The organism is Streptomyces coffeae, assembly GCF_016741875.1.
In the GTDB taxonomy this organism is placed as follows: domain Bacteria; phylum Actinomycetota; class Actinomycetes; order Streptomycetales; family Streptomycetaceae; genus Streptomyces; species Streptomyces coffeae.
The window spans coordinates 451,709-474,239 of sequence record NZ_JAERRF010000002.1; the positions used below are offsets into that span (position 1 = coordinate 451,709).

Sequence of the window (22,531 nt, forward strand, 5' to 3'; positions counted from 1 at the left end):
GCGTAGGCCCCCGGGGCGGCGAACAGCCGACATCGGGGCCACACGCACCCGGCGGTCCGCTGAGCAGCCGTTGATCACCGCGCTCCGGGGCCGGGCGGTGTCCGGTCAACGGCAGGCGCGCGGCGTCAGCGGGTCAGCCAGGCCCGCAGCCGCTCCTCGGCCAGCAGGATGGCCGCGGTCGACACATGCTCCTCGCGGGTGTGCGCCAGCTTCGGGTCACCGGGGCCGTAGTTCACCGCGGGCACGCCGAGCGCCGAGAAGCGGGCGACATCGGTCCAGCCGAACTTGGGGGCCACCGCCACCCCGAGGGTGTCCACGAAGGCGGCGGCCGAGGGGTGGCTCAGCCCGGGGAGGGCGCCGGGCGCGCTGTCGGTGACCTCGACCGCGAAGCCGTCGAAGACCTCGCGGACGTGGGCGAGTGCCTCCTCCTCGGAACGGTCGGGCGCGAAGCGGTAGTTCACGGTCACCGCGCAGGAGTCCGGGATGACGTTGGTGGCGTGACCGCCCTCGATCCCCACCGCGTTGAGCCCCTCGCGGTAGACGAGCCCGTCGATGTCCACCTGCCGCGCGGTGTACGCGGCCAGCCGCTCGAGGACCGGGGCGGCCTCGTGGATGGCGTTCCGGCCCAGCCAGCTACGCGCGGAGTGCGCGCGGTGCCCCTGGGTGCTCACCCGGACCCGCAGCGTGCCCTGGCAGCCTGCCTCGACCTGGCCCTCGGTGCCCTCCAGCAGCACGGCGAAGTCACCGGCCAGCCACTCGGGGTGGTTCCTGACCAGCCGCCCCAGTCCGTTGAGCTCGGCGGCGACCTCCTCGTGGTCGTAGAAGACGAAGGTCAGGTCGCGATTGGGCTCCGGCACGGTCGCCGCGACGCGCAGCTGGACCGCGACGCCGGACTTCATGTCGGAGGTGCCGCAGCCCCACAGCACGCCGTTCTCGTCGAGCCGGGAGGGCACGTTGTCGGCGATCGGCACGGTGTCCAGATGCCCGGCCAGCACGACCCGCTCCGCGCGCCCCAGGTTCGTCCGGGCGACGACGGCGTCCCCGTCGCGGTCGACGGTCAGGTGCGGAAGGGCCCGCAGCACCTGCTCGACGGCGTCGGCGAGGGCCTTCTCGTCCCCGCTGACCGAGGGGAAGTCGACGAGCCGGGCGGTGAGCCGGGCCGCGTCCAGGGACAGGTCGAGTGCAGGGTAGTCCATACCCGGGACCCTAACCCGCGGGTCCTCCCGGCCCCAGCGCGCGTGGTCTTCCCCACCCCTCGCCGCTTCCCCGGCAGGGGCCCGGGGCCCTCCAGTAACGTGTGCCGCGTGCCCCTGTCCGTCTTCTCCAGCCGCGCCCGTCTGCTCCGGGCCGCGGTCGCCTGTGCCGTGCTGCTGGGCCTGGCCGGGTATGTGACGGCACACCTGCTGACCGGTGGCGGCGGCCCGCCGCGCTGCACCGTGCGCGCGGGCGGCGAGGAGGTACTGATCGTTCCGGAACAGGCGGTGAACGCCGCCACCGTCGAGGCCGTGGCCGCCTCCCGCGGGCTGCCGGAGCGCGCGGTCACCATCGCGCTGGCCACCGCGTTCCAGGAGTCGGGGCTGCGCAACATCCGCCACGGCGACCGGGATTCCCTCGGCCTGTTCCAGCAGCGGCCCTCCCAGGGCTGGGGCACCACGGAGCAGATCCGGGATCCGGTCTACGCGGCGGGCAAGTTCTACGACCACCTGGTGAAGGTGCCCGGCTACTCCCGGCTGCCCCTCACGGTGGCCGCGCAGCGGGTGCAGTTCAGCGGTTTTCCCCAGGCGTACGCCAAGCACGAGACCGAAGCGGTGGTACTGACCGCCGCGCTCACCGGCCGGGCGAAGGCCGCGTTCAGCTGCCCCGGGCCGCCGGACGACGGCACCGTGGGCGATCCGGAGCGGGTCCGCTCGGCGCTGGCGCGGGAGTTCGGCCGGGAGGTGCGGCCCCGGCTCGACACCGCCGGGCAGGGCGGCGGCAAGCACGCCGCCTCCGCGCGCCGGGTCCTGGTGCCGGTCCGGCCCGCGACCGCCCGGGGCGGGACGACGGAGCGCGGCTGGGAACTGGCGCACTGGGCCGTGGCCCACTCGGACGAGTTGCGCATCGAACGCGTCTCTTATGGCAAGCGCGTCTGGAGCGCCGGGAATTCCGACAACGGCTGGCGCACCTCCGAGGAGAGTTCCGGGCCGGACGTCACCCTCGTCCTCACCCGTTAGCGCGGCGGATCGCCGCAGCTCATTCCGGCCGGCCGGGCACCTGTGACCGATCCGCGGCACCGCGCGCACCAGGAACACGCGGGGAAACGGATTATGCGACGCATTGCCAATTCTTTGCCTTGAGGCACCGCAACCTTCGCACGGCCCACATCGGTATGCACAACGTCCGATCACCGGATGCTGCACGCCAATTGTCCCTCCGTCAAAGGAGCATCATGTCCCTCCCTCTCACGCGTCGGATCGCTCGGGCCGCGCTGCTGGTCGCCGCCGGCGCCGCTCCCGTGGTCGCCACCGCCGGCGCCGCGAGTGCGGCGGAAGCCCTGCCGCAGTCCAAGCTGGGCGGACTGAGCGCCCTGGACACCGCCTCCGTCGGCCAGGTCGCGGACGCCGCCTCGCAGCAGGTCGGGAGCGCGGCGGGTGACGTCAGCGGCAAGGCCGGACGGACCGTCACGGAGGTGCTGCCGGGCAAGGCTCCGGCCAAGCCCGCCCAGCCGGCCAAGACCCTCCCGGCCAAGGCCAAGGGCACGCACGCCAAGGGCACCGCCGCCAAGGGCACCGCCGCCAAGGCCACCCCGGCCAAGGGCAAGGCGGTCAAGGGCGCCCACGCCAAGGGCAAGGGCGGTGCGCACGCCAAGGGCAAGGGCGGCAAGGCCACCCCGCAGGCCCCCACGGCCCCCACGGCCCCGCAGCAGGCCGCGCCGGGCCCGCAGGGTCAGGACCTGCCGATCAAGGGCCTTCCGATCGGCGGTCTGCCGGTCCTCGGCGGCTGACCGCACCACACAGCTCGGGGTCCGGGGAGCGCCACTCCCCGGACCCCTGCGCATGTCCCGTACGCGGTGCGGCTAGGGTCCGTCGTCAGACGACGGACCCTAGTCCCTCAGACGACGGACCGCGGCGGCCACCCGCTCGTCGGTCGCGGTGAACGCGACCCGGACGTTCCGCTCGCCCGCCGGGCCGTAGAAGTCGCCGGGCGCCACCAGGATGCCCAGGTCGGCGAGGGCGCCGACGGTCTCCCAGCACGGCTCGTCCCGGGTGGCCCACAGATACAGCGACGCCTCGCTGTGCTCGATCCGGAAGCCGAAGCCCTCCAGCGCCGAGCGGAGCGCGGTGCGGCGCCGCTCGTAGCGCTCGCGCTGCTCGGCCACGTGCTTGTCGTCGGCGAGCGCCGCGATCGTGGCGGCCTGCACCGGCGCGGGCACGATCATCCCGCCGTGCTTGCGGATCTTCAGCAGTTCGCCGAGCACGGTCTCGTCCCCGGCGAGGAACGCCGCGCGGTAGCCCGCCAGATTGGACCGCTTGGACAGCGAGTGGACCGAGACCAGCCCCTCGAAGCCGCCGCCGGAGATCTCCGGGTGCAGTACGGACCGCGGATCGGCCTCCCAGCCCAGTTCGAGATAGCACTCGTCGCTGACCAGCAGCACATCGTGCTCCCGGGCCCAGGCGACGGCCGTGCGCAGTTCGTCGGCGTCAAGCACCCGGCCGGTGGGGTTGGACGGGGAGTTCAGCCACAGCAGCTTGAGCCCGGCCGGGTCCAGCGCGACACCCTCGGCGCCGCGCACGAACACCTCCACGTCGTACGGCACCGGCTCGGCACCCGCCAGCCGCACGCCCACCTCGTAGGTCGGGTACGCCAGCCGCGGGAACGCGACCCGGTCCCCGGGACCGAGCCCCAGCTGAGTGGGGAGCGAGGCCACCAGCTCCTTGGAACCGACCAGCGGCAGCACCTCGGTGTGCCGGACCCCGGTGGCACCCAGGCGCCGCTCCACCCAGCCGGTGAGCGCGTCCCGCAGCGCGGTGGTGCCCCACACGGTGGGATAGCCCGGGCTGTCGGCGGCACCGGCCAGCGCCCGCTGGATCGGCTCGGGGACCGGATCGACCGGCGTACCCACCGAGAGGTCGACGATGCCGTCGGGATGGGCCGCGGCGGTCGCCTTGTACGGTTCGAGCCGGTCCCAGGGGAAGACCGGGAGGCGGGCGGAGACGGGTGGCACGGGTGGCTCGCTTTCGTATCGGAGCAGCCCGGCCGGCCGGCCGGGAAACCCGGCGGCCGCCCGGGAAAACAGACCGGTCCCGCAGGCCACAGGCCGTACGGGACCGAGGGCTGCGCCCAGGGCCCGCGCGGAGGGGACCCTAGCGCCGCAGGGTCACTCGTCGTGCTCCTGCGGGGGCAGCGCGGCGATGAAGGGGTGGTCGCGCTCGATCAGACCGAGCTTGCTCGCGCCACCGGGCGAGCCCAGCTCGTCGAAGAACTCGACATTCGCCTTGTAGTAATCCTTCCACTCCTCCGGAGTGTCATCCTCGTAGAAGATGGCCTCGACCGGGCAGACCGGCTCACAGGCCCCGCAGTCGACGCATTCGTCCGGGTGGATGTACAAGGACCGCTGGCCCTCGTAGATACAGTCGACGGGGCACTCCTCGATGCACGCCTTGTCCTTCAGGTCGACACAAGGCTGCGCGATGACGTAGGTCACGCTGTCGTTCCTCCTCGTTAGGGCTGCTATCGCGCGGGAGCGCGGCGTCGTCGATGCCCGCACCTAGTATCGCCGTTCCAGGGCACCAGACGCACATGAGGGGCTGACACAGCTGTGGATTTCACCACCGGCGGACGTCTCGAGGTCCGTATCACCCCGGCTGACGTGGGCAAACGCGTTTCGGTGCGGCTTTTGACCGGGGAGCCCGACCCGCACATGAGATTCACCGACGTGGTCGGGGTTCTCACATCGTGGACCGGCGATGTGCTGTGTGTCACTCGGCGCACCGGTGAGACGGTGCGGATCGCACGGTCCTCGCTGGTGGCGGGCAAGGTGGTACCCGCCGCACCGGCCCGCCGCCGCGGCCCGGCCGCGAGCGCGCGGGAGCTGGACCGGGTCGCCGCGCGCGGCTGGCCCGCGGTGGAGAGCGAACCCCTGGGCGAGTGGGAGCTGCGGGCGTCCGGCGGCTTCACCCGGCGAGCCAACTCGGTGCTGGCCCTGGGCGATCCGGGGCTGCCGCTGGACGCCGCGCTGGACCGGGTGACCGGCTGGTACGCCGAGCGCGGACTGCCCGCGTACCTCCAGCTCAGCACCGGCGCCGAGGACACCCAGGAGCTACTGGCCGGGGAGCTGGCCGCGCGCGGCTGGACCAAGGAGGTCTCCGCACAGGTGCGGATCGCGGGCCTGGCCCCGGTCGCCGACCGGGACGCCGACATTTCGGCCGTGGCACTCTCCCGCCGGATCGACGACGCCTGGCTGGCCCGCTACCAGCGCTCCGCCGCCCCCTCCCCCGAGGTGCGGGCGGTACTCTCCGGCGGCCCCTCGGTGTGGTTCGCGACGATAGGCGGCGCGGCCGGGGACGAGACCCCGGCCGCGATCGGGCGGGTGGTGGTGGACGGCCGCTGGGCCGGGTTCGCGGCGGTGGAGGTCGCCCCGGAACGGCGGCGGCAGGGGCTGGCCGGGGCCGTGATGACCGCGCTGGCCCGCACGGCGCTGGACGAGGGCGCCTCGGCCGCGTACCTCCAGGTCGAGACGGACAATGGCGGTGCCCACGCGCTGTACGAGGGCATGGGCTTCACCGTCCACCACAGCTACCACCACTGGCGCGCCCCGCACGGCGACGCCCGCTGAGCGGGTACCAGACCACCATGCCGCGTAGGAACGACACCACCTCCCGACGCCGGAGATTCGCCGAGGCGGCCCGCGAGGAGCGCCCCGACCTGGCGCTGCTGTGCCTGCTGGTGGGCATGGAGGCGGACACCGGACTCGACGAGGACGGCGTGGACCGGGCGCAGATCGAGCTGGACCGGCTGGCCGGGCTGCTGCCCTTCTCCCCCGGCGGACCCGAGGGCTGGGCCGCCGCGCTGGCCCGGGTGCTCGGCGAGGGACATGACTTCCGGGGCTCCGCGGCCGACTACCGGCGGCTGGAGTCCTCCCTGCTGCACGAGGTGCTGCGGCGCCGCCGCGGGCTGCCGATCCTGCTGTCGGTGGTGTGGATCGAGGTCGCGCGGCGGGCGGGGGCGCCGGTGTACGGGGTGGGGCTGCCGGGCCACTTCGTGGTGGGCTTCGGCGACCCGTACGGACAGCATGTGCTGGTCGATCCGTACGACGGGGGCCGGACGCTGTCGGACGAGGACGCGGCGATGCTGGTGGCGGGCGCCACGGGCACCCCGCTGGCGCCGTCGATGCTCACCCCCTCCACACCGCTGGAGATCGTGCTGCGGATCCTGAACAACATCCGCGCCTGGGCCGCCGCCCGCCCCGAGCGCACCGATGTCCAGCTGTGGGCGATCGAGTTGTCGCTGCTGCTGCCCAGCCACCCGGCGCGGCTGCGTTATGAGCGGGCCCAACTGCTGGTGGAGCGCGGCGAGTTCATCGCCGGGGCGAAGGAGCTGGAGACATACGCGGAGGTGGTGGCCGCGGTGGACGCCGAGGCGGCGGAGGCGGTACGGCGACAGGCGCGCGCGGCCCGCGCGATGCTCAACTGACGCGGACCCCGGCCGGCGCGGCCGGGTAACGACGCGGACGGAGCATGACACGGCCCCCGCCCGGTGCCGGGCGGGGGCCGTTGCGGAGCCTGCCGCAGGGGCTCAGTTGGGGGTGGTGTTGATGACCCCGACGCGCTCGGAGGCCGTCTTGCCGGCCAGCGCCTTGCTGAGCGCCACGACCACGTCCTGCGGGCTGACGGGCTTCTTGCTGCCGTTGCCGCGCTCGATCAGCACCCCGTCGAAGGTCGAGCCGTAGAGCTGCTTGAGGACGGCGAGGTCGTAGTGCTCCACCAGCTTGCCGTTGACCACCCGCATCGAGAGGATCTTCGGCAGCGACTTCGCGGGGCTGAGCGGCAGCGAGTGCTGGGGGTCGGTCTGCACCGTCACCAGGTCGGACATCGCGGGCTTGGCGAAGGTCTTCAGCTTGTTGTCGACCTCGGCCTTGCTCACCGTCGGCTGCTTGACGCTGACCGGCAGCTCGATGACCTTTTCCTTGCCGGTCTCGGCGCGCTCCCGGTAGGCGTCGGAGACGGCCGTGACCGCCTGGTCGACATCCAGCGCCTTGCCCGCCTTGCCGTACACCGGGACGGCCCGGCCGGAGGTGAAGGTGATGGTGCCCTCGCGGGCGGTGCCCGAGGTGCCCGCGAGCCGCTCCAGGGCGTCCCGGAGCTTCTCCTCGTCGACCGTCACCTCGGGGTCGGCCTCGTGGGTACCGCCGAAGAGCGAGCCGATGACCGTGACCGGGTTGTAGTCGCGGCCGGCGACATTGCGGACGGTGGTCTCGGTGTCCACGGCCAGGCCCGCGACGGACGGCTTGATCTCCTTCTGCTCACCGTCCACCGACACCTTCAGCGGGGCGGTGGTGCGCTTGCCGAGCTCGGAGTCCAGCTTGTCGACGGCGGCCTCCTTGGAGGTGCCGCCGATGTCGACACCGAGCACGGTGGTGCCGTTGGGGACATCGGCGTGGTTCATCACCAGGCCCGCGCTGTAGGCACCGCCGACGACCACGACCAGCAGGGCGCCCACCATGACCAGCCTGGAGCGGCCCTTCTTCTTCGGCTTCCCGGCCGCCGGGGCGGACGGTGCCGTGTTGCTCGGCGGGAGGTTGTCCCCGGCGGGCACGGCGGGGCCGCCTCCGGCGGGCGGGGACGGCGGCAGATTCTCCGCCGGGGGCACCACGGGCACCCCGCTGACCAGCGTGTCGCTGGAGATCTGCTCGGGCGGCACCCCGCCGCCCGGAGTGGGGTCGGGGTCGCGGAACAGCGGACGGTCGGTGCCCGCCTCCGCTCCGGGCCCCCCGCCGAACCCGCTCAGCGGGCCGGTGCCGGTGGTGGCGCCCAGGCTGCCGGACATCGGCGAGCCGCCCGGCGGGGTCGGGGGCTGCGCGGCCGGACCGGCGCCGAGCGGGCCCACGCCGCCGGGGGGCGTGTCGAACGGACCCGGGACGGGGGCGCCCGGCGGGGGCGGCAGCTCGTCGTCGTGCGGTCCGCCGCCGAGGCCGGGCGGCATCAGCATGTCGCCGGTGGCCGGGCCGGTGGTCACGCCGTTCGGCTCCGGGTCGCCCGGGAGACCGCCACCGCCCGCTGGGGCGTCGGTGAAGTACGGCAGATCGGCGGTGGGGTCACCGCCCATCGCGGGCGCGGGGAAACCCTGGGTCGTCTCCGGCCCCGTAGGCGCGGGGAAACCCTGGGTCGTCTCCGGCCCCGTAGGCGCGGGGAAACCCTGCGTGGTCTCCGGCCCCATGGGCATGGGGAAACCCTGCGTGGTCTCCGGCCCCGGAGGCGCGGGGAACGCCTGAGTGGTCTCGGGCGACGAGGGCGCGGGCGGCCGCGGGGTGTTCGCGGTCGACGCGTTGCCCTTCGGCTTACGGGGCGCGAACCAGTCGCTGGTGCGCTCGCCGTCACCCTTCGCGCCCTTGCCATCCGGGCCCTCGGCACCGGTCTCGGCCGGAGCGGCTTCCGGCACGGCGGCGGCCTCGGGCCGCGGTGTGGCGCCGGTGCGCTCGTTGGGGCTGTCGTCCTCGCCGGAGCGGGGGGCCGGAACGCCCTCCTCCCCGACGGGCTTGCGCATGACCACCGGCGGGATCGGCCGGGAACCCGGGATGTTGATCCGGATCCGGGTGGTCAGCGTGGTCTCGGTCTTCGGTTCCTCCGGCTTTGCCGCGGCACGCGCGTCGCCGTCGCCGGAGGCGCCCTGCGGGGCCTCCTGCGTGCGGTTCAGCGACGGGGACTGGCGCGATCCGTACGGCGGGGTTCCCGACGGGTAGGCGGCACCACCGCTTCCCCCCCGGGGCCCGGAGGACGAACTGTCAGATTCACGGCTCAAAGCAGGTTCTCCCAGTTAGCTCCGCCGCCCGTCAGACCTCGCGCGGGCGGCTCGGCGGCGCGCACCACCTTACTGGGCGCCGCGGTGGCGCACTTGACGGCCGCCATATCGCTGCCGTCACACACTGCTGGGGACAGCGTCCGGCGGCGTGGATGCGTCACGGCACCCAGGGGGACTTACGCGACGGAAACGTCACGTCACTTACCAAGTCGGGCGGAGCGCGCGGCCGGTTGCGGGACCAGCGGCAACGTGGCACAGATCACACCCGCGAACATCCCGCCCAGCAGGAAGAGATACGACCCCAGACCCGCGCCGAAGAGGAAGTCGCCCTCCGGGCGGGTGGAGGTGAGCAGCAGCACGGTGACCGTCCAGGCCCCCGCGGGCACTCCGCCGCCCATCCGGGTGCCGGTGGCCTTGACACCGCCGTAGCACAGCGCCACGACGCCGAGCAGCGCCAGCAGCAAACCGCCGGGGAACCAGGCGGCTTGGATCAGTGCGCCGGCGGTGCCCACCAGCACCCCCACCACGGCGAGCAGTGCGTATGCCCCCAGACGTGCGGCACTCATACGGTCACCTCCGCGAAGAGGTCGCCCTCGCGGTCCGCGGCGGCCTCACCCCGGACGAGCCGGTAGTGCTCGTGGACGAAGAGCGGCTGGCCGAGGTCGTTGGAGAGGGCGAAGAAGGGTCCGTCCACCGCGATCTGGCTGGCGTGGGCGCGCATGGCCGCGGTTTTGGCCCCGGCGTAGCCGCTGCCGTCGACGGCGGCGGTCACCTCGGTGTCGTCCACCACACCGGGGACGTCGTCGACCGTCGCGATGCCCGGGAAGAGCGACTCCCGGCCCGCCGCCCGCAGCCGGGCGAAGCCCTCCTCGACCGCCGAGCGCGGCACACAGTTCCAGTAGACCTTGGCGATCTCGTGGGGGGCGCCCAGATCGGGGCGGAAACCGGTGTCGGACGCCAGCTCGAAGGCGCGCATCGCGACCCGGTGGGCTTGGATGTGGTCGGGGTGGCCGTAGCCCCCGTTCCGGTCGTACGCGATCATGACCTGGGGCCGGAGCTCGCGGATCACGGCCACCAGATGGCCCGCGGCCTCGTCGACGTCGGCCTGCCAGAAGCAGTCCGGGTGGTCGTTCTGCGGGGCGCCCATCATCCCCGAGTCGCGGTAGCGGCCGGGCCCGCCGAGGAAACGGTGATCCTCGACACCCAAGGCCGCCATCGCCGCGGCCAGTTCACCGATCCGGTGCGGGCCGAGCGTGTCGTCGCGGTCGGCGGCGAGATGTGCCAGGTCGGGTGGGATGACCTCGCCCTCTTCACCGAGGGTGCAGGTCACCAGCGTGACATGAGCACCCTCGGCGGCGTACTTCGCCATGGTCGCGCCGTTGTTGATCGACTCGTCGTCCGGATGCGCGTGCACCAGGAGCAGACGACGGGCGGAAAGAGCGGTCATGGGCACAGCCTACGATTCGCACACCCGTGCCTATAGGGCGCGGCGTGGCGCCCTCCGCTCCGGCGGCCGTACGCCGCCCCGCCCCGGACGACCGCGCGGTCGTGCGCTCCCGGGGTCAGAGATCCACGTCGCCGATCATGTCCGCCACGTTGGTGGTGAGGTCGTCAATCGTCGGCGCGACCGACGAGCTGGCGAGATAGAAGCCGAGGAGCACACAGATGATCGCGTGCCCCGCCTTCAGCCCTGCCTTGTTGACGAGCATGAAGACGATGATCAGCAGCAGCACTACCAGCGAAATCGAGAGCGCCACAGCGGCTCACCTCCAGGTACACGCGCTCGGACGGACAACATTATTGATGCCACGGGGGCCCTACCCACTATGCGCAATCGATCATAACTATGGGCGCGTGCGCACGACTCGGTGCATGGGAGCATGACAGGGGCGCATGCCTGATTGCACGAACTGCCCTGCTGGCAGACCTACTTCACGCTGGTTATCCGCCATATCGGCGCCGTCCGGGCTGGCTTGATCCCGCTGCCCGTGGGGCCGGACTGTGCCGTCGGCAAGCGGCGCCGGTCCGGCTCGCGCTTCCCGGCACGATCCCACCGCGGGTTCCGCCGCGGGTTCCGGCCGGCCCCGCCGGGGTCCGGGGTCCGCGCGGATCCGCCCATCCGCCCCCTGGAGATCAACCGGACCCGTACGCTCGCCCTATGACCGGACAGCTCTCGTTCCCTCGGCAGCACGCGCGCACCCAGCGTTTCACCCTCGGGGCGCCCCGGGCCCTCACCGTGGCCCCCGACGACTCGCGCGTCGTCTTCCTGCGGTCCCGCACCGGCACCGACCGGACGGGCCTGCTGTGGGTGTACGACCTGGACGGCCGCCGGGAGTACCCGGTCGCGGACCCCGAGGAGCTGCTCGGCGGCGCCGAGGAGGAGCTGTCCGCCGAGGAACGGGCACGGCGCGAGCGCAGCCGCGAAGGGTCGGCCGGCGTGGTCGGCTACGCGGTGGACGCGGCCGTGGAGCTGGCCGCCTTCGCCCTCTCCGGACGGCTGTTCACCGCCGATCTGCCCGGCGGCACCAGCCGTGAACTGCCGGTGCCGGGCCCGGTCGTGGATCCGCGCCCCTCCCCCGACGGCCGCCATGTCGCCTATGCGGCGGGCGGTGCGCTGCGGGTGGTCGGCGCCGACGGCGAGGGCGACCGGGCGCTCGCCGAACCGGAGGGCGACACCATCACCTACGGCCTCGCGGAGTTCATCGCGGCCGAGGAGATGGACCGTTCGCGCGGCTTCTGGTGGTCGCCCGACGGGGACGCCCTGCTGGTCGCGCGGGTCGACGACGCCCCCGTACGGCGCTGGTGGATCGCCGATCCCGCGCACCCCGGCCGGGAGCCCGCCGAGATCGCCTACCCGGCCGCGGGCACCTCCAACGCCGAGGTGCGGCTGATGCTGCTGGGTCTCGACGGCTCCCGTACGGAGGTCGAGTGGGACCGGCAGCGCTATCCCTACCTCGCCCGGGTGCACTGGTCGGCCTACGGTCCGCCGCTCCTCCTGGTCCAGGCGCGGGACCAGCGCAGCCAGCTCTATCTGGCCGTGGACACCGAGTCCGGACGCACCAGCACGGTCCATGTCGACGAGGACTCGGTTTGGCTGGATCTTTTCCCTGGGGTTCCGGCGTGGACGCAGGATGGTCGGCTCGTGCGGATCGCGGACGAGGCCGGCGCCCGGGTGCTGATGGTCGGCGACCGCAAACTCACCTCCGGCGCCCTCCAGGTGCGCGCGGTCCTCGGCATCGGCGAGGAGGACGTGCTGTTCTCCGCGTCCCCCGGGGCCGGGGCGGGCCTTCCCGAACTCCCCGGTGAGGTCGACGTCCACCGCGCCTGGTTCCGCGGCAGCGGCGACCAGGGCGGCTGGGAGCCGGTCGGCAAGCGGCCGTTCCCCGCGGTGCACTCCGCCGCGCGCGGCGGCGAGGTGATCGCCCTGTCGTACTCGGGTCTGGACCGGCCCGGGGCCCGGGTGGAGATCTTCCGGCCCGGGGACCACGGCACGGCCGAAACGCTCGCGGAGATCGCCTCGTACGCGGAAGCGCCGGTGCTCACCGCCCGTCCGCAGCTGGTGTTCGCGGGCAAGCACGACATCCCGTGCGCCGTCCTGCTGCCGACCGGCTATCGCGAGGGCGACGGGCCGCTGCCGGTGCTGATGGATCCGTACGGCGGTCCGCACGGCCAGCGCGTGGTGGCCTCCCACAACGCCCATCTGACCTCGCAGTGGTTCGCCGACCAGGGCTTCGCGGTGATCGTGGCCGACGGCCGCGGCACCCCCGGCCGCTCCCCGGGCTGGGAGAAGGCGGTGCGCGACGATCTCGCGGCCGTCTCGCTGGAGGACCAGGTGGAGGCGCTCACGGCACTGGCCGGACGCTATCCGCTGGATCTGACGAAGGTGGCCATCCGCGGCTGGTCCTACGGCGGCTATCTCGCCGGTCTCGCAGTGCTGCGCCGCCCCGACGTCTTCCACGCGGGGGTGGTCGGCGCCCCGGTCACCGATCTGCGGCTGTACGACACCCACTACATGGAGCGGTATCTGGGCCTGCCGGACCAGCAGCCCGAGGTCTACGCCGCCAACTCCCTGGTGACCGACGAGGGGTTGTCCGGCGCGGCGGAGACCGTACGGCCGATGTTGATCGTCCACGGGCTGGCGGACGACAACGTGGTCGTCGCGCACAGCCTGCGGCTCTCCTCGGCGCTGCTGGCCGCGGGCCGTCCGCACGAGGTGCTCCCGCTGTCCGGAGTGACCCATATGACCCCGCAGGAGCAGGTGGCGGAGAATCTACTGCTGCTCCAGGTGGACTTCCTCAAGCGGTCCCTGGGACTGCGGTAGCGGGTGCCGCCGCCCTCCGTCCCGGCCCGCCGCTACCGCTACCAGCCCGGGGGCGGCGGGGGCCCGGCGGGCGGCGGCGGGGCGGACGGCGGGGTGACGGGCGGCGGCGGGGCGTAACCGCCGCCGTGGCCGCTGTCATAGCTCCCGCCGGGACCGCCGTCGCCGTAACCCCCGGGACCGCCGCCGTAGCCGCCGGGGGCGGCGTCGGCGTACCCGCTCGGGTACCCGTATCCGTACCCGTAGCCGCCGTAGGCCGGGAGCGGGGGCGAGGGGTCGCCCCACGGCCGCCGCGCCAGCACAAGCAGCGCGATCAGCCCCGCCAGCGCCTGGAAGAACGCGGTGAGCACGCTGAGCACCCCCACCGTCGGCAGTTCGTCGATGTGGTCGACGTAGTCCAGCTTGATGTAGAGCGAGGCTTCACTGATGCCGTCGCCCAGCAGCAGCGCCCCCGCCGTCATGCCCAGCGGCCGGGACAGCGGCGCCCGTGCCAGCGCGGTACCGGCGGCAGTCAGCGCCAGGGCGATCACCGCCCACACCGTCCAGGCGGCGGGCGCGGCCAGCAGGGTGATCAGGGTGTGCTTGCCGCTCAGCAGATGCTTGTAGACGTCCCAGCCCCGCTCCTGGGCCCAGTAGATCTGCCAGGCGCCCAGGGCCGAACCGATGGCCCCCAGGAACAGCGCGGCGGTAGCCGCCGCGCCCGGCGCGGGCCGCCCCGGCGGCTGGTCGGCAGCGGTGTAGTGGCCGCCGGGCGGGTCGGCGTCGGCCGGGCGGCGCGCCGCGGCCACCGTGGCCAGCAGCAGCCCGCCGAGCACCACCCCCGCCCACGCGGTCAGCTCGGCGCGGGTCTTGAGATCGTCGGGGATGCCCTGCATCCAGTCGGCGTCGAGGTTCCACAGACTCGGCAGCCGCACCACCACGGTCACCACCGCCACCGTCCCCAGCGCGCCCGCGGCGGACGAGGAGCGCAGGGCGGTGACCCCGACAGCCACGTAGAGCGCCAGCAGGACAAGATCCAGCAGTGCGGAGCCGAAGACCGAGCCCGAGGCCCGGAACGGCATCCCCGCCCAGGTCCACCACAGATGGTCCGGCTCTTCGGCCTTGTCCAGGTCGCGGATGATCCACGCCAGCGAGACCATCCCGAGCACCGCACAGACGAGCGCGCCGAAGACGCGCGCTCCGCGGGTAAGTATCCGTCCCTGCCCCATAGCCGTAGGTCTGCCCCACCTCACACCCCGGTCAACCGTCATGGCAGGAAGTGACCCACGGATCGTGACCGGCCGGGGCGACATGGCACGCCCCGGCCGGTTTACGGCACCCGCACGGCCCGTACGCGATCCAGTCTGACGCGTCCGTATTTCGGTGTTGCGACAGTGAAGTTGCCCGTGTGTGAAGGCAGTTACGGCGCAAAGGCCATGGTTTGCCCGCGGTGACCGATCACTGTCAAGCACGTGGTCACGTCGATCTGCCCAATCTTCGCTCAAGACTGGGATGACCGGCACATCCGCCCTTGTACGCATCTTGACTGGGCAGTTCAACGGTTGCGACAGTCCGCTCAACCCGACACGCACGCACGACCACAGCGGGCGGGGCACAGCCATATGACGTGCGTACAACGCGAGTTGACGGTGTGACACCAGTGCGGGGGGCGCTACGCGATGACGAGTCCATCCCAGGCCACCGTGGCCGAGAAGGCCGCTCCGGCCGCGGAGGGAAAGACTCCGGCCGGTCTGTCGCCCCGTCAGCTGATGTGGCGGCGCTTCCGGCGCGACCGGGCCGGTGTGATCTCCGCCGGTGTGGTGCTGTTCTTCTTCGCCGTCGCCCTGCTGGCGCCGCTGATCTCGTCGCTGTACGGCAAGGATCCGTACACCACCTACGGCCTGGACCGCCCCGAGCTGCTGGACCCGCTCACCGGCTATCCGATGAAGCCCAACGGCGGTGTCGACGGCGAGTTCTGGTTCGGTATCGAACCCAAGCTGGGCCGCGATGTGCTGATGCAGCTGGTCTACGGCATCCGCACCTCGCTGCTGATCGGACTGGCCGCGACCGTGCTGTCCACGCTCACCGGCATCGTCATCGGCGTGCTCGCGGGCTATATGGGCGGCCGTACCGACTACTTCCTTGGCCGGCTCATCGATCTGCTGCTGTCCTTTCCGCAGCAGCTGTTCTTCGTCGCCTTCATGCCGGTGGTCACCGCGCTGTTCGTCAGCCCGCAGAAGGAGACGCCCACCTATTTCCGGGTGACCGCCCTGGTGGTGGTGTTGTGGCTGCTGGGCTGGATGCAGCTGGCCCGGCTGCTGCGCGGTCAGGTGCTCTCGCTGAGGGAGCGGGAGTTCGTCGAGGCGGCCAAGGTGACCGGTGCCTCGCCGTGGCGGATCGTCCGCAAGGAGCTGCTGCCCAACCTCGGCACCCCGATCCTGGTGCAGGCCACGCTGATGCTGCCGAACTTCGTGACGGCCGAGGCGGCGCTGTCCTTCCTCGGGGTCGGGGTGGTCGAGCCGACCCCCGACTGGGGCCGGATGTTCGCCAAGGGCGCCAACTTCTACGAGGGCGACATCACTTACATGTTCTTCCCCGGCATCGCCATGGTGGTCTTCGTGGTCGCCTTCAACCTGCTCGGGGACTCGGTCCGGGACGCGATGGACCCGAAGACCACCCGCTGATCCGGGGCCGGAGATACGGCAGAGGCAGATAACGGCAGAGTGTTCCGTTTCGACGAGGCAGGTGCATGACCACCATGACGTTGAATCACCGGCGCAGAGCCCGCACAGTCGCCGTCGCCCTGGCCGCGGGGGCCCTGGCGCTGGCCGGATGCAGCAGCGGGGGCGGTTCGGACCCCAAGGAGTCCAAGGAGCCGAAGATGGAGTCCCAGGACATCACCCTGGGCACCACCGCCGACTCCACGGGCCCCGCCAAGGACCTGCCGGGTGCCAAGAAGGGCGGCACGGTGACGGTGCTCCAGCGGGACGCGTTCGAGCATCTGGACCCGGGGCAGATCTATGTCAGCGATGAGCTGATCATGCAGACGCTCTACAACCGCACCCTGACCAACTACCGGATCGACGACAAGACGGGCAAGGTCAAGCTGGTCGGCGACCTCGCCACCGACACCGGCAAGTCCTCCGACGGCGGCCGCACCTGGACCTACACCCTCAAGGACGGGCTGAAGTTCGAGGACGGCTCGCCGATCACCTCCAAGGACGTCCGGCACGCCATCGAGCGGCTCTACGCCCCCTTCGAGACCAACGGCCCGACCTATCTCCAGCAGTGGCTTTCCGGGGACGGCCAGAAGTACCGCAAGGCGCTGCCGGACGGCCCGTACAAGGGCAAGCATCTTCCCAAGACGGTGCTGGACACCCCGGACGACAAGACCGTCATCTTCCACTTCGACCAGCCGCGCGCCGAGGTGCCCTTCGCGGTGGCCATGCCCAACATCGGCGCGGTCCCGCCCGAGAAGGACACCAAGGAGAAGTACGACAAGGCGCCGTTGGCCTCCGGCCCTTACAAGATCCGGAACTTCAAGCCGGGCAAGGGCATCCAGTTCGTCAAGAACACGCACTGGGACCCCAAGACCGACTCGATACGCCATCAGTACGCCGACACCTTCGACGTCTCCTTCGGCCACCAGTGGGTGGACTCCACCCGCCGGCTCCAGGCCGCCAAGGGCGGCGACCGGAACGGGATGACGTTCACCAACCCGGTCGACCCCTCGCAGATCTCCGCGGTCCTCAAGAACAAGGAGGCGATGGCCCGGTCGCTGACCGAAACGCAGCCCTATGTGGATGTCGTCTCGATCAACACCGACCGCGTCAAAGACAAGAAGGTGCGCGAGGCGATCGCCTGGGCGTTCCCCAGCGGTCAGTACCTCCAGCAGTTCGGCGGTCCGAAGGCCGGTGAGATCGGCGGCGGTCTGGTCGGACCGACCCTCAAGGGCTACGACGCCTCCTTCGACCCGTTCCAGAAGCGCAAGTACCCGGGCGGCAACGCCAAGAAGGCCCGGCAGCTGCTGAAGGAAGCGGGCAAGGACGGCTACGAACTGGTCTACGGCTACGGCAACGGCGACGCCCACCAGGACGCCTCGCTGGTCGTCGAACGCGCCCTGGAACGCGCCGGGTTCAAGGTCCAGAAGAAGGAGATCGACCAGACCACGTACTACACACAGATCGGCAAGGTCGACAACAAGTACGACCTGTACCGGTCCTCGTGGGGTGCCGACTGGCCTTCCGCCTCGACCGTGGTCCCGCCGCTGTACGACGGCAAGAACGTCTACAACGACTCCGCGAACTACTCCCACCTCGATGTCCCGTGGATCAACAAGGACATCGCCCGGGTCGAGAAGCTCAGCGATCTGAACAAGGCCACCACCGAGTGGATCAAGCTCAGCGAGAAGATCTTCACCGATGAGGTGCCCGCGGTGCCGACCTTCTACAACCGGCTGTTCACCCTCTGGGGCCCGGGTCTCGGCGGAGTGAAGTACCACGCGGTCTACGGAGCCGTGGACCCCACGGCCGTCTTCGTCAAGTAGCAGCGGCCGCACCGGAGCCCGGCCGCGCCGCGTACCACCGCCGACACCGGCGCCCGCGCGGCGCGGCCGGGGCCCGCCCTTACCGGAAGATCCCCGACGCCATGTTGAGATTCCTCGCCCGCCGGACCCTCGGCGCGATCGTGATCCTCCTGCTGATCAGCGCGATCACGTTCTTCCTCTTCTTCGCCCTGCCCGCCGAACCCGCGCGGCTCGCCTGCGGCAAGAACTGCGACCCGACATCGCTCGCGATCATCAACAAGAACCTCGGCCTGGACCAGCCGGTCCCGGTCCAGTACGCGAAGTTCATGGTGGGGATCTTCGTGGGGCGCGACTTCGCCGTCGGACACTGTGACGCCCCCTGCTTCGGCTACTCCTTCGTCAGCCAGGAGCCGGTCTGGGGCACCATCGTGGACCGCTTCCCCACCACCCTCTCGCTGGCCGTCGGCGGCGCCGCGGTGTTCCTGGTGTTCGGCGTCGGCATCGGCATGATCGCGGCCTGGCGGCGCGGCACCTGGGTGGACAAGTTCGTCAGCTCGCTGTCACTGCTCGGCGCGTCCATGCAGATCTACTTCGTCGGGGTGCTCTGTCTGGCCTGGTTCGTCAGCGGCCTCGGCGTCATGGAGCAGCCCGCCTACCACGCCATCACCGACGATCCGGCGAAGTGGTTCAGCGGGATGCTGCTGCCCTGGCTGGTGCTGTCGCTGATCTTCATGGCCAACTACAGCCGGATGACCCGCTCCCAGATGGTCGAGCAGTTGCAGGAGGACCATGTCCGCACGGCCCGCGCCAAGGGGCTGTCCAGCCGTACGGTGTTCTTCCGCTACGCCTGGCGCGGCGCCATCGCCCCCATCGTCACCATCTTCGGCATCGACCTCGGATCGCTCTTCGGCGGGGCGATGGTCACCGAGTACACCTTCACCCTGCACGGCATCGGACGGCTGGCGGTGGAGTCCGTCCAGCTGACCGATCTGCCCATGCTGATGGGCGTGATGCTGGTCAGCGCCGCGGCCATCGTGGTGTTCAACATCCTGGTCGACGCCGCCTACGCCTTCATCGACCCGCGCGTGCGCCTCGCCTAGGAGCCTGCCGAGATGACCACCCTCACCAAGTCCGACGACGGCGGCGCGACGCCACCGGCCGACTCCGACTCCGCCTTTCTGTCGGTGCGCGACCTGTACGTCCGCTTCTCCACCGAGGACGGCGTCGTCAAGGCCGTCGACGGACTCTCCTTCGACCTCGAACGCGGCCGGACGCTCGGCATCGTCGGCGAGTCCGGGTCCGGCAAGTCCGTCACCAACCTCACCGTGCTCGGACTGCACGATCCGCGCACCACCGAGGTCCGCGGGGAGATCCTGCTCGACGGCCGGGAGCTGACCGGCGCGCCGGAACGCGCCCTGGAGACCCTGCGCGGCAACACCATGGCGATGATCTTCCAGGATCCGCTGACCGCGCTCTCCCCGTACTACACGGTGGGCCGCCAGATCGCCGAGCCGTTCCGGAAACACACCGGCGCCTCCAAGCGCGAGGCCCGCGCGCGGGCGGTGGAGATGCTCCAGAAGGTCGGCATCCCCAACCCCGCGCTGCGGGTGGACGACTATCCACACCAGTTCTCCGGCGGGATGCGGCAGCGCGCGATGATCGCCATGGCGCTGGTCTGCAACCCCGATCTGCTGATCGCCGACGAGCCGACCACCGCTCTCGATGTCACCGTCCAGGCCCAGATCCTGGATCTGCTCAAGGACCTCCAGCAGGAGTTCGGCTCCGCGATCATCCTCATCACCCACGATCTGGGCGTGGTCGCCAACACCGCCGACGATCTGCTGGTGATGTACGCGGGCCGGGCCGTGGAGCGGGGCACCGTCCGCGAGGTGCTGCGGGCGCCCCGGCATCCGTACACCTGGGGGCTGCTGGGGTCGATGCCACGGCTCTCGTCCGACGTCGACGAACCGCTGAGCCCCATCCCGGGCACCCCGCCCAGCCTGCTCAGCCCGCCGCCGGGCTGTCCGTTCCATCCGCGGTGCGCCTTCACCGGCGAGGTGGACGGCGATCGGTGCCGGACCGAGCGGCCGGTGCTGCCGGAGCGGCGGGGCGGCGCCTGCCACCTCACGGACGAGCGGAAGCAAACCCTCTCCACCGAGCAGATCAAGCCCCGTCTTGGCCGGGGCTAGGGAGCCGTTGACCATGAGCACTGTGCCCGACGCTTCGCCGATCGCGGCGGGGGAACCCCTCCTGGTCGCCGAGAAGCTGACCAAACACTTCCCCATCATGGGCGGCTTTCCGATCCGGCGGAAGGTCGGGGCCGTCCAGGCGGTCGACGGGGTGGATCTGACCGTACGCGCGGGCGAGAGCTTCGGCCTGGTCGGCGAGTCCGGCTGCGGCAAGTCCACCACCGGGCGGCTGCTGACCCGGCTGCTGGAGCCCACCGCCGGGACGCTCCGCTACCGGGGCCGGGACATCACCCACGCGGACCGCAAACAACTGGCGCCGATCCGCTCCGAGATCCAGATGATCTTCCAGGATCCGTACTCCTCGCTGAACCCCCGACAGACCGTGGGCACCATCATCTCCGGCCCGATGGAGATCAACGGCATCCGTCCGCCGGGCGGCCGGGAGGCGCGGGTGCGGGAGCTGCTGGAGACCGTCGGCCTCAACCCCGAGCACTACAACCGGTTTCCGCACGAGTTCTCCGGCGGCCAGCGGCAACGCATCGGGGTCGCCCGCGCGCTCGCCCTCGAACCCAAGCTGATCGTTGCCGATGAACCGGTCTCCGCGCTCGATGTCTCCATCCAGGCGCAGGTCGTCAATCTGCTCCGGCAACTCCAGCGCGAGCTGGGCATCGCCTTCCTGTTCATCGCCCATGACCTGGCGGTCGTACGGCACTTCTCGCAGCGGGTCGCGGTGATGTACCTGGGGAAGGTGGTGGAGGTCGGCGACCGCGACTCCATCTACCGCCGCCCCCGCCACCCGTACACCCACGCCCTGCTCTCCGCGGTCCCGGACCCCGAGGCCGTCCTGGACGCGGCGGACATCCTGGGCGCGGCGGACGACGGCGGTTCACCGGCCGCCCGCCGGGAGCGCATCCGGCTCGCCGGGGACGTCCCCTCCCCCATCCAGCCGCCCTCGGGCTGCCGCTTCCGCACCCGCTGCTGGAAGGCGCAGGACACGTGCGCCCGGGAAGAGCCCCCGCTGCTGCGGATCCCCGGCAACCGCGAAGGCCATCTGTCCGCCTGCCACTTCCCCGAGGACCCCACCCTGGAGGCCCGCGACCAGGACATCGTCCTGGACCCGGCACTGATCGCGGCGGAGGACATCAGCAAGGCCTGACCCGGCCCTATGGGGTGGACGCGATGGCATACGAGGCCCAGGGCACCGCACACGGCGAACGGTGCCCGGGATCCGGGCAGATGACCCGCACCAGCTCCGCACGCAGCTCCTCCGTCCCGGCCACCGGGGCGGAGGACAGCGCCACCCGGATCTCCCGCACGCCCCGCGTCCCGGGGTCCGCCCCGGGGTGGGTCAGCCGCCACTGCTCGGCGAGGTCCGCGTAGAACGCGCCGAGCGGCATGTCGCCGCCCCCGACCACCGACACCCGGTACCCCAGCCCCCGAGCCTCCAGCAGCCGCCCACACGCCGCGGCCAGCTCGGCGGCGGTCTCCTCGGTCGCGTAGATGCCGAGCCGGATCTCCACGGATTGGTCATCGCCCATGGCCTGGACCGTAGTCCATCAACTCGCTTCGGGTGTCCGATGCCCGAGCGGCCTCCCACCTCCAGCCGAGAGACCGGCCGCGTGCCACTTGAGCAGGTGCCGAAATCGAGCGTTGCTCGACTCCGCGGCCCCCTCTCCAACCGTCGCGGCCCACTGTCGGCACGTTGCGTCCACAAACGCCCGAACGGCTCGCTTCTCGGCATCCCGCCAACTCGTGAAACCGCTCAGCCACGCCAGGGCATCTTCTGGGGACTGCCCGCACTCCATGAGCCGCACAGCCGTGTAAGCGGGGTCCACCCAGGCCGGGCCGATCGCGGGCATCGCCCAGTCCACGACATTCGCATGGCCACCGTGGGTGCTGATCATGATGTTGTGGGGGTTGGTGTCGGTGTGCAGCAGATGCTTCCCCGCAAGGTGCTCAGCCTCGCAGGGCTCGAGGAAATCCCTGAGCCTGTCCGCGAACGGAGGGATGAGGAAGCTGGGGATCCGCAGCTCGTGCATGCGGCGCATCGTGGCTGCGACCGCGGTCAGATCCCCGGAGCCGGGGGCGAGGTCCGCGTGTCTGCCGTCGATGAAGACGAACGCCAGCGCGGCCCAGCCCGCCGCGTCGAACCGGTAGCGGATGAGGGGGCTGATGCCGCCGACTGTGGGGTTGATGCGCTCCTCGCACTGGAGCGCCGCCATGCCGGGCTCGTCGGTGTGGCGAACACCCTTGACGAACAGTGAGCCGCCGTACGCCGTCTCCAGGACCAGGGCGACTGCGCAGTTCAACCCCTCCGCGACAGTCTCGGCTGCGATCACCTTGCCTGCGCGGGCTTCAACTGCGGCGCGGAGGTCAGCCGGAAGATCGTCCCATGCGACGCGCTCGATCACGTCTCTCTCCCTTGGAGCGCAGGGGTCGGGGTGCCGGTCGCCCGCCGCCCCTTCCGGCTTCGGTTCTACTGGGTGGCGCCGCACTTACGGCAGCGGACCTTGCCGCTCCAGC

At 71.6% G+C, this 22,531-nt stretch carries 20 protein-coding genes; 10 read left to right on the forward strand and 10 right to left on the reverse strand.

Going from position 1 to position 22,531, the window contains the following annotated elements:
- Window positions 1-125: 125 nt before the first annotated feature.
- Window positions 126-1,196, reverse strand: a complete 1,071-nt coding sequence (gene dapE / locus JK363_RS04305; protein ID WP_201871519.1) for a succinyl-diaminopimelate desuccinylase — start codon at window positions 1,194-1,196, stop codon at window positions 126-128.
- A 99-nt stretch (window positions 1,197-1,295) separates the two neighbouring features.
- On the opposite strand from dapE, the gene JK363_RS04310 reads away from it, so the two are divergent.
- Window positions 1,296-2,213 (forward strand): VldE C-terminal domain-containing protein, encoded by a 918-nt coding sequence (locus tag JK363_RS04310; RefSeq protein ID WP_201871520.1) that lies wholly within the window; start codon window positions 1,296-1,298, stop codon window positions 2,211-2,213.
- 215 nt (window positions 2,214-2,428) lie between these two features.
- Window positions 2,429-2,983 carry an ATP-binding protein gene (locus JK363_RS42115; protein ID WP_236075535.1) on the forward strand — a complete coding sequence of 185 codons (555 nt, stop codon included), beginning with the start codon at window positions 2,429-2,431 and terminating at the stop codon, window positions 2,981-2,983.
- A 99-nt stretch (window positions 2,984-3,082) separates the two neighbouring features.
- Here JK363_RS42115 and dapC read toward each other — a convergent pair whose 3' ends face one another.
- Window positions 3,083-4,204, reverse strand: a complete 1,122-nt coding sequence (gene dapC / locus JK363_RS04320) for a succinyldiaminopimelate transaminase (RefSeq protein WP_201871523.1) — start codon at window positions 4,202-4,204, stop codon at window positions 3,083-3,085.
- Window positions 4,205-4,357: 153 nt separating this feature from the next.
- Complete coding sequence (fdxA, locus tag JK363_RS04325; RefSeq protein WP_014054705.1) at window positions 4,358-4,684, reverse strand: ferredoxin; 327 nt, start codon at window positions 4,682-4,684, stop codon at window positions 4,358-4,360.
- A 114-nt stretch (window positions 4,685-4,798) separates the two neighbouring features.
- Between fdxA and JK363_RS04330 the strand changes: the two genes are divergently transcribed.
- Together JK363_RS04330 and JK363_RS04335 are read left to right on the forward strand one after the other, a co-directional pair.
- Complete coding sequence (locus tag JK363_RS04330) at window positions 4,799-5,815, forward strand: GNAT family N-acetyltransferase (protein ID WP_201871524.1); 1,017 nt, start codon at window positions 4,799-4,801, stop codon at window positions 5,813-5,815.
- Between the two features lie 17 nt (window positions 5,816-5,832).
- Window positions 5,833-6,672, forward strand: coding sequence for a transglutaminase-like and tetratricopeptide repeat-containing protein (locus tag JK363_RS04335; protein WP_201871526.1), 840 nt, complete (start codon window positions 5,833-5,835; stop codon window positions 6,670-6,672).
- A gap of 102 nt (window positions 6,673-6,774) precedes the next feature.
- Here the strand turns inward: JK363_RS04335 and JK363_RS04340 are convergent, their stop codons facing one another.
- The 4 genes from JK363_RS04340 to JK363_RS04355 all read right to left on the reverse strand — a co-directional run bounded on the left by JK363_RS04340 (window position 6,775) and on the right by JK363_RS04355 (window position 10,754).
- Complete coding sequence (locus JK363_RS04340; protein ID WP_201871528.1) at window positions 6,775-8,997, reverse strand: peptidoglycan binding domain-containing protein; 2,223 nt, start codon at window positions 8,995-8,997, stop codon at window positions 6,775-6,777.
- 197 nt (window positions 8,998-9,194) lie between these two features.
- Window positions 9,195-9,563 (reverse strand): DUF6113 family protein, encoded by a 369-nt coding sequence (locus tag JK363_RS04345; RefSeq protein ID WP_201871529.1) that lies wholly within the window; start codon window positions 9,561-9,563, stop codon window positions 9,195-9,197.
- Window positions 9,560-10,444 (reverse strand): N-acetyl-1-D-myo-inositol-2-amino-2-deoxy-alpha-D-glucopyranoside deacetylase, encoded by an 885-nt coding sequence (gene mshB, locus JK363_RS04350; RefSeq protein ID WP_201871531.1) that lies wholly within the window; start codon window positions 10,442-10,444, stop codon window positions 9,560-9,562. The genes JK363_RS04345 and mshB overlap by 4 nt, the downstream gene beginning before the upstream one ends.
- A 115-nt stretch (window positions 10,445-10,559) precedes the next feature.
- Entirely contained in the window at window positions 10,560-10,754 is a 195-nt protein-coding gene (locus tag JK363_RS04355; RefSeq protein WP_176180810.1) for a hypothetical protein, read from the reverse strand.
- A 401-nt stretch (window positions 10,755-11,155) separates the two neighbouring features.
- Here JK363_RS04355 and JK363_RS04360 point away from each other — a divergent pair, with 401 nt between their 5' ends.
- Entirely contained in the window at window positions 11,156-13,318 is a 2,163-nt protein-coding gene (locus tag JK363_RS04360) for a S9 family peptidase (protein WP_201871533.1), read from the forward strand.
- A gap of 38 nt (window positions 13,319-13,356) precedes the next feature.
- Here the strand turns inward: JK363_RS04360 and JK363_RS04365 are convergent, their stop codons facing one another.
- Window positions 13,357-14,523: a hypothetical protein gene (locus tag JK363_RS04365; RefSeq protein ID WP_201871535.1), complete on the reverse strand. Its 1,167-nt coding sequence runs from the start codon at window positions 14,521-14,523 to the stop codon at window positions 13,357-13,359.
- Window positions 14,524-14,973: 450 nt separating this feature from the next.
- Between JK363_RS04365 and JK363_RS04370 the strand changes: the two genes are divergently transcribed.
- The 5 genes from JK363_RS04370 (at window position 14,974) to JK363_RS04390 (ending at window position 21,164) form a co-directional block, all read left to right on the forward strand.
- On the forward strand, window positions 14,974-15,978 hold the full coding sequence (locus JK363_RS04370) for an ABC transporter permease (RefSeq protein ID WP_201871536.1): 1,005 nt from the start codon (window positions 14,974-14,976) through the stop codon (window positions 15,976-15,978).
- A 74-nt stretch (window positions 15,979-16,052) separates the two neighbouring features.
- Entirely contained in the window at window positions 16,053-17,840 is a 1,788-nt protein-coding gene (locus tag JK363_RS04375) for an ABC transporter substrate-binding protein (protein WP_201871537.1), read from the forward strand.
- Window positions 17,841-17,941: 101 nt separating this feature from the next.
- Window positions 17,942-18,919: an ABC transporter permease gene (locus JK363_RS04380; RefSeq protein ID WP_201871538.1), complete on the forward strand. Its 978-nt coding sequence runs from the start codon at window positions 17,942-17,944 to the stop codon at window positions 18,917-18,919.
- Window positions 18,920-18,931: 12 nt separating this feature from the next.
- On the forward strand, window positions 18,932-20,008 hold the full coding sequence (locus tag JK363_RS04385) for an ABC transporter ATP-binding protein (protein WP_201871540.1): 1,077 nt from the start codon (window positions 18,932-18,934) through the stop codon (window positions 20,006-20,008).
- 13 nt (window positions 20,009-20,021) lie between these two features.
- Window positions 20,022-21,164, forward strand: a complete 1,143-nt coding sequence (locus JK363_RS04390; RefSeq protein ID WP_201871547.1) for an ABC transporter ATP-binding protein — start codon at window positions 20,022-20,024, stop codon at window positions 21,162-21,164.
- A gap of 7 nt (window positions 21,165-21,171) precedes the next feature.
- On the opposite strand, the gene JK363_RS04395 is transcribed toward JK363_RS04390, so the two are convergent.
- Window positions 21,172-21,546 (reverse strand): hypothetical protein, encoded by a 375-nt coding sequence (locus tag JK363_RS04395; protein ID WP_201871549.1) that lies wholly within the window; start codon window positions 21,544-21,546, stop codon window positions 21,172-21,174.
- 18 nt (window positions 21,547-21,564) lie between these two features.
- Window positions 21,565-22,419 (reverse strand): phosphotransferase, encoded by an 855-nt coding sequence (locus JK363_RS04400; RefSeq protein ID WP_201871556.1) that lies wholly within the window; start codon window positions 22,417-22,419, stop codon window positions 21,565-21,567.
- Window positions 22,420-22,531: the final 112 nt, after the last annotated feature.